Annotated in this window: 8 protein-coding genes; 3 read left to right on the plus strand and 5 right to left on the minus strand. The window is 68.2% G+C overall.

The genetic code is table 11. The features are described 5' to 3' along the window. The first annotated feature begins 1,073 nt into the window (after window positions 1–1,073). Window positions 1,074–1,568, plus strand: a complete 495-nt coding sequence (locus AB8A24_RS42290) for a hypothetical protein (RefSeq protein ID WP_369479156.1) — start codon at window positions 1,074–1,076, stop codon at window positions 1,566–1,568. An 834-nt stretch (window positions 1,569–2,402) separates the two neighbouring features. After that, window positions 2,403–4,136 (plus strand): AAA family ATPase, encoded by a 1,734-nt coding sequence (locus tag AB8A24_RS42295; RefSeq protein WP_369479157.1) that lies wholly within the window; start codon window positions 2,403–2,405, stop codon window positions 4,134–4,136. 97 nt (window positions 4,137–4,233) lie between these two features. On the opposite strand, the gene AB8A24_RS42300 is transcribed toward AB8A24_RS42295, so the two are convergent. Next, entirely contained in the window at window positions 4,234–4,419 is a 186-nt protein-coding gene (locus AB8A24_RS42300; RefSeq protein ID WP_369479158.1) for a hypothetical protein, read from the minus strand. 21 nt (window positions 4,420–4,440) lie between these two features. On the opposite strand from AB8A24_RS42300, the gene AB8A24_RS42305 reads away from it, so the two are divergent. Beyond that, window positions 4,441–4,833: a hypothetical protein gene (locus tag AB8A24_RS42305; RefSeq protein ID WP_369479159.1), complete on the plus strand. Its 393-nt coding sequence runs from the start codon at window positions 4,441–4,443 to the stop codon at window positions 4,831–4,833. A gap of 114 nt (window positions 4,834–4,947) precedes the next feature. On the opposite strand, the gene AB8A24_RS42310 is transcribed toward AB8A24_RS42305, so the two are convergent. From AB8A24_RS42310 to AB8A24_RS42325, 4 genes are all read right to left on the minus strand, one after another. Continuing rightward, window positions 4,948–5,610: a hypothetical protein gene (locus AB8A24_RS42310; RefSeq protein WP_369479160.1), complete on the minus strand. Its 663-nt coding sequence runs from the start codon at window positions 5,608–5,610 to the stop codon at window positions 4,948–4,950. Window positions 5,611–5,730: 120 nt separating this feature from the next. Next, window positions 5,731–6,408: a hypothetical protein gene (locus AB8A24_RS42315; RefSeq protein ID WP_369479161.1), complete on the minus strand. Its 678-nt coding sequence runs from the start codon at window positions 6,406–6,408 to the stop codon at window positions 5,731–5,733. Between the two features lie 471 nt (window positions 6,409–6,879). After that, window positions 6,880–7,428 (minus strand): HNH endonuclease family protein, encoded by a 549-nt coding sequence (locus AB8A24_RS42320; protein WP_369479162.1) that lies wholly within the window; start codon window positions 7,426–7,428, stop codon window positions 6,880–6,882. A gap of 226 nt (window positions 7,429–7,654) precedes the next feature. Further along, the gene (locus AB8A24_RS42325) at window positions 7,655–8,641 is read right to left on the minus strand and encodes a hypothetical protein (RefSeq protein ID WP_369479163.1); all 987 of its coding nucleotides are present in this window, start codon (window positions 8,639–8,641) and stop codon (window positions 7,655–7,657) included. Window positions 8,642–8,891 lie beyond the last annotated feature (250 nt).

An 8,891-nucleotide genomic window follows, 5' to 3' on the forward strand; every position in this document is an offset into this window, starting at 1 on the left:
AGCCCCGCCGAATACGAGACCACCCTCGCGGCCTGACCACCACACCAAAGGTGTCCGCCAAAGCGGAACAAGCTCAGCGTGTCGCCCTTCGACCCGCAGGTGAGGCGTGAAGCGACTCAAGGGAAGAGCAGAGCGACTCAGTCGCTTCAGTCGCTGTGACTCGCTCTCGGAGAAGTAGCAGGTCAGCAGCCTGGGCTTCTCTTCACAGCGACTGAAGCGACTGAAGCTGCCTATATATGACGCACACGCGCACACAGGAATGCCCTCATATACCGGAAGTTGAGTCGCTTCAGTCGCTGTATGGACCCTGCAATGCCGTCTGACCTGCTGTTTCATAGAGCGACTCAAGCAAGCGACTCAACTCTGCAAGGTCGCTCCTCAGAGTCCAGCCCCTCACAGCCAAGCTGCTCGACCCCGACGCCGAAACCGGCATGAGCACTGCGGGCCGATGCGAGTGGGACACAGAGAAGACGAACAACGGCCAAAAAAGGCTGCCCGTGTCGCGTGAGCACAGTTCCGAAACTGAGTCGCTTCAGTCGCTGATATGCCCACCAGTGGTCTTTGACCTGGGGTTTTCTCAAGAGACTGAAGCACTGACTGCTTGGTCCCGACCCAGCTGGCCGATGAAAAACGCCGGGCGCTCCTGCCTCCTCGGCCAGGTCAACCCAGAGACTTCGGCAATCGCGCCAAAAATGACCAAGACCGGTGCGGTCCCAGCATCCTCTGTGCTGACACGACCGTGCCGCTGGCGACCGAACATCACGCCTTCGCCGCGCTGGCCGGGCCCGCCTTAGCCGATCACGAGCGCGGCCGGTACACCGTCCCGCCGGGCAACGGACTCACCTGCACCGGCTGCGCGGCGGAGCGTGAAAACGGCGCCTGCGGTCTCCGCACGCCGCCCGGACACCCGCCAGTCCACCTGGTGGACCGGCCCGCCCACGAGGCTCTCGTCACAGTCCCTCCCCAGCTACCGCTGGGAGGCGCCCCCGGGCCGGACACCAGTGTTTCGTCAGGTCGATGTCTGAACACGAAGCGCAGGATGTGACCTCCCTCCTTCTCCTTACTCTGGCGACATGAACGTCTTTGAAGGCGGTGACGGTCGGTACCTGGAGATGACCAACGGCGGCACGGCGGTGTTCGTGGACGTGCTGATGCTCGCCGTGTCCGCGCTGGCCCACAGGCCGTGGGACTTCCGCTTCGCCGCCCTGCTGACGCTCCAGGACCAGAACGTGATGGGGCGTGGGGTGGTTGGCTTCGGCCTGGCGGAGCTCGACTGGGGGGACACCCCGCAGGAGCGAGCCGCAGCCAAGGACTTCCTGCTACGCGTCCTCGATCTGGCGCTGTCCCGCCACCGGTGGGAGGAACTCACGTACGAGCCGCCCCGGGCCGAGGGGTACCTGCGCATGTACCGGGCGATGGTGGAGGAGTTCGATCCTGCGACCGTGACGGCCGACACCGGTGTCCTGCCCGGGCTGGACGAGGCAGCGATGGCCTCGTGCGTACGCCACCGGGTCCTGGACGCGCTGCCGTTCTGGGAGGCGTGCGTGTTCTGCACGGCTGCGGCCTGAGGGTCCACGTCCCTCGGCCTGTCGCCGCCCGCACGGGAGACCAAGCAGCCGTGACCCTCGCATCGCTCCTGATGTGGGCGCGACACCTTGACTAGGACCCCTAGCACTCACACCGACCGCTATGCCATCAGTGCCGCCACCCTGAATGCCGGGCTCCTGTTCACCGCCGCTCACGCACCTGCACCGCTCTACTACGTGTTCGGCGACAAGAAGGTCCTCACCCCGGCTGAGATTCACCTACATCCCACGCTCGTCCTCATTTCGGCGGAGCCGGGGTCCGGGTCTCCACCCGCCGGGCCCACGACTTCCGCATGGTGTTCGGTGCAGCAGCCCTCGCCGCCTGAGTCCCTGAAGCGTGTAGCTACCAGCGAAGGCCCGGTGCTTCAGCGTGGAGCTATTGGTGTACCAGTCACATGTGGGGCCCGCCGGGCCTGTTCCGGATGTACCCGGCCTGGCCGAGGCGGACCTGCCCCAGCTCGGGGGCCCGGCAGGGATGGCGGCGCCAGTGTTTGTCGAGGCGCTGGTTCCGAGCCGGTGGCGATGTGGTCGCGGGCGTCCAGGAGCTGTTCGGAGAGGGGCCCGGTGGCCTGACAGGCGGTGAGGAAGGCTCGCAGCGCCCAGAAGTCGCTTTCCTTTGAGGGGGCGTGCAGCGTCGAATGGGGGAGCAGCACCCGGTCGGACTCGCAGCGGCCAGCGACATCTTCGAGCTTGTGCAGGGACAGCTTTCCGGAGTCCGCCTGGATCCGGCGGAGTTCCGCCCCCATGCACCGACATCAGCTCGTGGACTCCGTGCGGGCGGATACTGGATCATCAGACGACAGCAGGGAGATCTCGGTGCAGGGGCCGTCAGTATCAGGGCGTTCGATCAAGAAGTGCGAACAGGCATGGCTTCAAGGGGTTGCGCAGCTGAGGCTGGGCAACCGGGCTGCGGCCGCCGAGTCCTTCCGCGTGGCCGTCGAGCACAATCCGCTCGCGGCCGATGCCTGGTTGGGGCTTCACGCTGTCGGACAGCTCCAGGGTCGGGCGGTCGAGGCCATGCACGGTCAGGCCCAGGACTTCGGCGCCATGCGAAGGAATCTCCAGACCCCCTTGTCCTCCCGGTTCCAGATCGGGGGCTACGTGAACTTCCGCCTGGAGACGCACCGCGACCTGTGGCTCGCGCGAGCGGCGAAATTCCTGGACGACGGCCTGCCCGACCAGGCGTGGGACATGCTCTCCCAGGCCATGCTCGACTGCGACGAGACTCGGTTCGTCTGCGCACGGTACGCCGTCCTGAAGAGGGACTGGCCCCTTCTGCTTACATTCGCCGAAGGGATTCGGGAGTCCTTCCTACGGGACGAGTCGCAGCTCTACGTCGCGGCCAGCCTCATTGCACAGGGCGTTTCCCACGAGGCGCTCAACGTATTGAAACCGCTCCCGCAAGCGCTCGGCGACAGCGCCGGCTTCCTCGGCGAAGCCGCCTATCTGCGCGGCCGCGCCGAGGAGCAGCTCGGCCGCGCCGAGGAGGCGCTGAAGCACTTCCAGACGGCGTTCCGGTACAGCCCCGGCCTGGGCGATGTGGCCCAGCGCGCCAAGGCGTTGACCCCGCGGGCCGCACTTGTGCCGGCCCAGGCCGCCCCGACTATGCGGGAACAGCGCGGGAACGCCTCCGTCGGCACCTTGAGCGACGAGGAGCGTTCGACGTTGCTGGACGAGGCGATGGCCGAACTGGACGGAATGGTCGGTCTGGCCCCGGTGAAACGTCAGGTGCGGAGCATGTCAGCCCAGCTGCGGATGGCGGCAGTGCGCAGGAACCAGGGCCTGACCGCGGCGCCTGCCCCCCAACATCTGGTGTTCGCCGGACCGCCCGGCACGGGCAAGACCACGGTCGCCCGCGTCGTCGGCAACGTCTTCGCCGGACTCGGCCTGCTGGAGCGGGGCCATGTCGTCGAGGTGCAGCGCGTCGACCTCGTGGGACAGCACCTCGGCGAGACGGCGATCAAGACGTCCCAGGCCATCGACCGGGCGCTCGACGGAGTGCTCTTCATCGACGAGGCGTACGCGCTGTCCAACACCGGCTACTCAGGCGGTGACGCCTTCGGGAAGGAAGCGCTGCAGGTACTTCTCAAGCGTGCCGAGGACGACAGAAGCCGCCTGGTCGTGGTCCTGGCCGGGTACCCGGACGAGATCGCAGAGCTCCTGTCCAGCAATCCAGGTCTCGCTTCCCGCTTCAACACCCGGGTGGACTTCCCCGCCTACGCGACCGACGACCTGGTGCTGATCGCGGAGTCGTTCCTCGAATCCCAGGGTGATCGGCTCACCGAGGAGGCGGCGAACGCGCTGCGCATGTCATGCGACCTGGCCGTCACCCGAGGCATGATCGACCGACTCGGCAACGGCCGCTTCGCGCGCGAACTGGTGCGGAAGGCCGCCGCGGCGCGGGACCTACGCGTCTTCGACCGGCACGGCAACTCCGGAGTTCCGTCGCAGGACGAGATCACCACCTTGCACCTGGGTGACGTGATGGATGCCTACCAGGAGCTCACGGGAAGCACCGGGCCCCGGCCCTCTGCGGCTCCGGAGGGCTGAGCCGTAAGCCCGACGGCGAACGCGAGCTGAGCTTGGGCGCTCTTACGAAAGCCTGCGATGCTCATCGGCAGCCGCAGCAGTGCAAGCAGGAGCGTATTCACGCCGGTGCTCCCGAGCTGGCCTGTTTGGCGAGGGTGGCGGGGCCGTAGCGTGCGCGGTCGGTGACCGCTTCGATCGCGATGGCGCGGTCGTCGTCCGAGCTGGTCGTAAAGCTCGTACGCGGTGGTGGCCGGGTGGGGACGGTCGCTTCCGGCAGGGTGCGGGCGACGACCTCGCCGACCACATCGACGACGCCGGGCTGACCATGACCCTGGTCCCCGCCCGGGCCCGGAGGATCGACGAAGGCATCGCCCGCCTCGTCCGTGCCGGCGGGCACGCGTGGCCGCCGGCCGAGCTCGATGCCTTCGACGAGAACCCCGGCCCGTCACCCGCCACACCCAAGGACGCCGCGCTGGCCGCCGACCACACCGGCGCGCTCTGGGCCGCAGACCAAGGCCTTATCGCTGCCGAGGAGAACGAACTCCTCCACCGGCAGGTGTTCCTGGCCCACCATGCCGCTGGCGACAGGGACGCGCTCCGCGATGCCGCGGCCCGGCTGGCCCGCATCAACGAAGGCCTCGGCGGCGGGGTGGACATGGAGGCGGAAACAACTCAGTTGCTCAGCACGCTGCTACCGCGCACGGCGGTAACTCGATAGCGGATAGCTACGTTCAATAGCGACCCCCAACCGCTCCCTTTCGATCTTCACCGGGGTGCACCACCGATCGCCTTGGGTCGGCTCTGCCGGAGGCGATGTTGCCTACCAGGCGGCTCACTTAGTTGGCTGCGCACGGATGACCAAGGGATCCAGGTGCCGCTCGTCACGCGGCACCGGAATATCGGCCCAGTCGGCAAGCATGGCAAGGAGATTGAGAGCGCGTCGGGGTGAGCACGTGACGGGAGGGAAGCCGTCTGGACCGTCAGTGAGATAGGTCAGCGTTGCGCGGGCCGCAGCTTCGGCGTCGGCAGCGTGCTGAGCAGCCTCTGCCGCTACAGGTTTGCCGCTCGCGGAAACGAAAGCCTCGGTCAGAAGGAGGTCGGCTTCCCCTGCGGCGAACCGCTGAGACTGAGTGGTTGCGGTCGTTCGCGGAGCGAGGGCATGCAGACGGGAAAGCATCCAAGCGGTCTGGGCTATACCGGTGGCCAGCGCTCCGGCGCCGGCACCAGCCGACCAGGGCCGGTTGCCCTCCCCGGTGCGGGCTCGCCCCAGCCACTGCCACTCATCGTTGGTCGGATCCGGGACTGGGACGGCCATGGGCGCTTCCACAGCGAGCACCGCACGTCCGTCCTCTGCCAACGACTGCGCCAGAGCCTGAACAGCCCCCTCCGGGTCGTCCCCGTAGGAGAGCACGGCGCGCTCTTCGCAGTCGACCACTGCCCAGGCGAACCTGGACGGTGTCTTCACCGAGCCGATATCCACGCCAACGACATGCATAGACAGATTCTCCCGTCAAAGCACCGGCAAGCAAGCCCGTGTGCGGTACTGACCACGTGCGGTGGATGTCGCCAAAGCGCCGCAGAGAGGAACCCGCCGTTGGGAGTCCCTGACCACACGCTAGCCACGGTTCGAGTCATAGCCCCATCGGGCCCGGCCGTCCCTGCCCATGAAGCACTTGGCGGGACGTCCGTCCTCGGTGATGGCGAGTGCGCCCACGGGGGAGCAGGCCTGACCGAACTGGATGCCCACCTGGCCGTGGAGGTCTTGATCGCGCGCCCCGTCGTCGTCCGTCTCCGCTTCCTCCTCTTCCGCAGTTGATGGGGTTTCGGGTTCGTATGCCCTCGTCGCTTCTGGGACGTCCGGTGTTGTGATGGACTCGGTCACCCCTACGGCGGGCCCGGGCTCAGAGGGCTGAGAAGGGGCGGGCGATGCGGCCGGCGGCGTGGGCTTGTCCCGGGTTGGTGGCTCGCTCGGTGCGAGAGCGCTGGCCGTGACGTAGTAGACCAACGTCAGAACGGTGATCAGCCAGACCGCAGCCGGCTTGCCGTGGGTGCGGACGTTCTCAGTGCGTGGCGTACGGACCCCAGCCAGCACGCCGCCCCCAAGCATCAACGTCAGCAGTACGGTCCAGATGGCAACGCCGCTCCCCCCGCCGTAGCTGTATGCCATCGTGCAGACCACTGCTACGAAGAAGACCCCCGCGAGAACGGCATCCGAAAGGGAACGCTGGCGTACCGCCGACCAGACAAACGGCACCCAGGAGAAGATCCCCAGCGATAGCAGCGGCACAAGCACCCGACCTGCACAGCGGCGCGCGTAGCGCGGTATCCGAACATTGGTCAGTGTCGGTGGCGTGACCACAGGTCCCCCGAGGATCTCGGCGGTCGAGGCACACTCCCGCCAGCACTTTTGCCACGTCAACGTAACGAAGGCGGCTGACCTCTCAAATGGCAGACACCGATCTGTTACTCGCCACGGGACTCCAGCGACCAGCCGGAGCCCGGGCGAGGCTCTGGCATCGGCTCGCCCGCTGACTGGGTGGGTTCCGATTGCTCACCCAGCGCGTCAACCGGAGGCTCCACTGGGGAGACGTTGGAATTGTGGTTGCGGGGAGCCGCCGCACTGGACGGCAGCTCCCAGCCCCGTGGCGCTGTCGGCTGGGGGCAGGCCCGGCAGCCGTCACACGTCGCCGGTGACCGCCCCGGCCGGCAGCATCGAGCATTCGGGGCCTCGGCCGAAGGCACACGTCTATCGGGCCCGGCGGGGTCAGGCGGCGGGGTCGTATGTGATGCGGGCGTTGGGGCAGTCGGCCGCGTACCGCAGGAGTGCCTTGCGCTCGGCCGGGTCGACGGCGAGGCCCCAGCGGTGCTTGGTGGCCACCCATTCGCCGAGGTAGCGGCAGTGGACCGCGGGCATCGGCATCCACGTTGCCGGGTCCTGGTCGGACTTCTGCCGGTTGGAGCGGGCGGTGACCCCGACGAGGGTGACGTCGGAGCCGAGGTCGTTGGCGTAGCGGCGGCGGCGTTCGGTGGTCCAGCCGTAGCCGCCGCTGTCGTGGACTTCTGCGAGCGGGACCATGTGGTCGATCGCCTCGGCGATCAGGACGTCGTTCCGCGCGGTGCAGCCGTTCTTGTCGTCGTCCTTCCAGTGCGGGTACAGCTCCCGCTTGTAGCCGTCGCGGATCTCGTCCGCGACCGGCAGTGCGGTGATGCCGTCGATGAGGGTGACTTCGTCGGCCTGGGCGGGGGAGGCGGGTGCGAGTACGGCGAAGGCGAGGGCAGCGGCCATGAGGCCACGCCGGACGTTTGTGATCATGAACCTGGTGATACCGGCTCAGCAGTGCACCGATCGAGCTGCGATCGGGCGTCTCACTCCACCGGGGGAGGGGATTCACCGCAGAACCGTGCCTGCTTCCGCCGATCCACCCGAAGTCGGTCGGCGAGGGTATCGCCGTCCCTGGCGGCCCGGGCGGCTGCGGGCATGGTGTGGGGCCAGCGCGGGGAAAGCGCACCGGAACTCCAGGTACTCCGGAGGACCGGGGTCAGTGACGCGGGGCCCACGGGTCGTCGCACCCCACCGGATCGGGCCGTTCAGGGTGGAGCATCTTTCGGACGCAGTGTCGCAGTCCCGTCTCGCCGGATTCGCCGGCGGCTGCCATCCAGGGCAGGACGTTCATGGCGTGGGCGCACTTGTCGGTGGCGAGACCGTCGACGGCGGCGCGCAGGTCGTCGGGGACGGGGTCGTCGGTGAGGCAGAGCCAGCCGATCGCGGCGGCCAGCCGGACCTCGGGCGCCTGTGTCCGATCCTCCCACCGCTCTTGCATCCACGCGGTGCTGGGCGGGTGGGGGTGCGTGCGGGTGACTTCGGCGGCGGCGAGGACCAGGGCGGCGCGGACGATCGGGTCCTGCTCGGCGGCGAGCCGGGTGCGGAAGGCGGCACGGACCGCGCAGTCGGGGTCGGTGGCGGCGGCCAGTGCGTAGGCGGCGCGGATCCGGATTGCCGGGTCGGGGTCGCCGAGAAGGGGCTGCAGGAGGGCGGTGTCGGCAGTGATCGCTGCCCGGGCGGCAGCGACCGACCAGCCCGCCGGATAGCCGGTCACCTCGACGCCGTAGTCGTCATAGAGGTCGTCGTACTGGATGTCGCCGCGGTGGAGCAGCAGTTCGTCGCGGGAGGCGACGCCGAAGTAGCGGGCGCGGGCCGGGGAGGAGACTTCGGCAAGCGCGTCGACACGGTGAGGGTGGCGGGGCTCGGCGGAGATCCGGATCAGGAACGGTACGGCGAGCACGGCGGCGGCCCTCATGTCGTTGCCGCACATGCCGCTCACAACGCCCGTTCCGGTGCGAACGGGCGAGTCGCCGGTGTGCAGCAGGTGAACGGCCTCCCTGACGTGGTCCCCCCGTGGGAAGTTCTCCCAGGGGACTTCGTCGAGCAGGAATCCGTCCTCGGCCTCTGCCCGGATGGCGGCCATCGCCGCACGCACGTCGAACGGCCCGCCCGCGAATGAAGACAGTTCCGCCCCGTCGGCCACCGTGCGAACGTTGCGCGTCGGCACCGATGTCGGTCCGCTCGGGCATGATTGGCTCCGATCAGACTCGGCGGTGGGGTGGCGTGACGTGGGCGAGTGGCGGACCGATCCGACCTTCGCGATGTGCCGGGCTCCGGCTGCGACTGTAGATCGGTTTGGGACGTGGTCTTCCAGGGCCGAGGCTTACCCTGCGTTCCATGGAACTGGATGCTGAACTCAGTGCTCTGGCAACCCAGGAGGACCTGCCCGCTGA

The organism is Streptomyces sp. BF23-19 (assembly GCF_041106355.1).
Classification (GTDB): domain Bacteria; phylum Actinomycetota; class Actinomycetes; order Streptomycetales; family Streptomycetaceae; genus Streptomyces; species Streptomyces virginiae_A.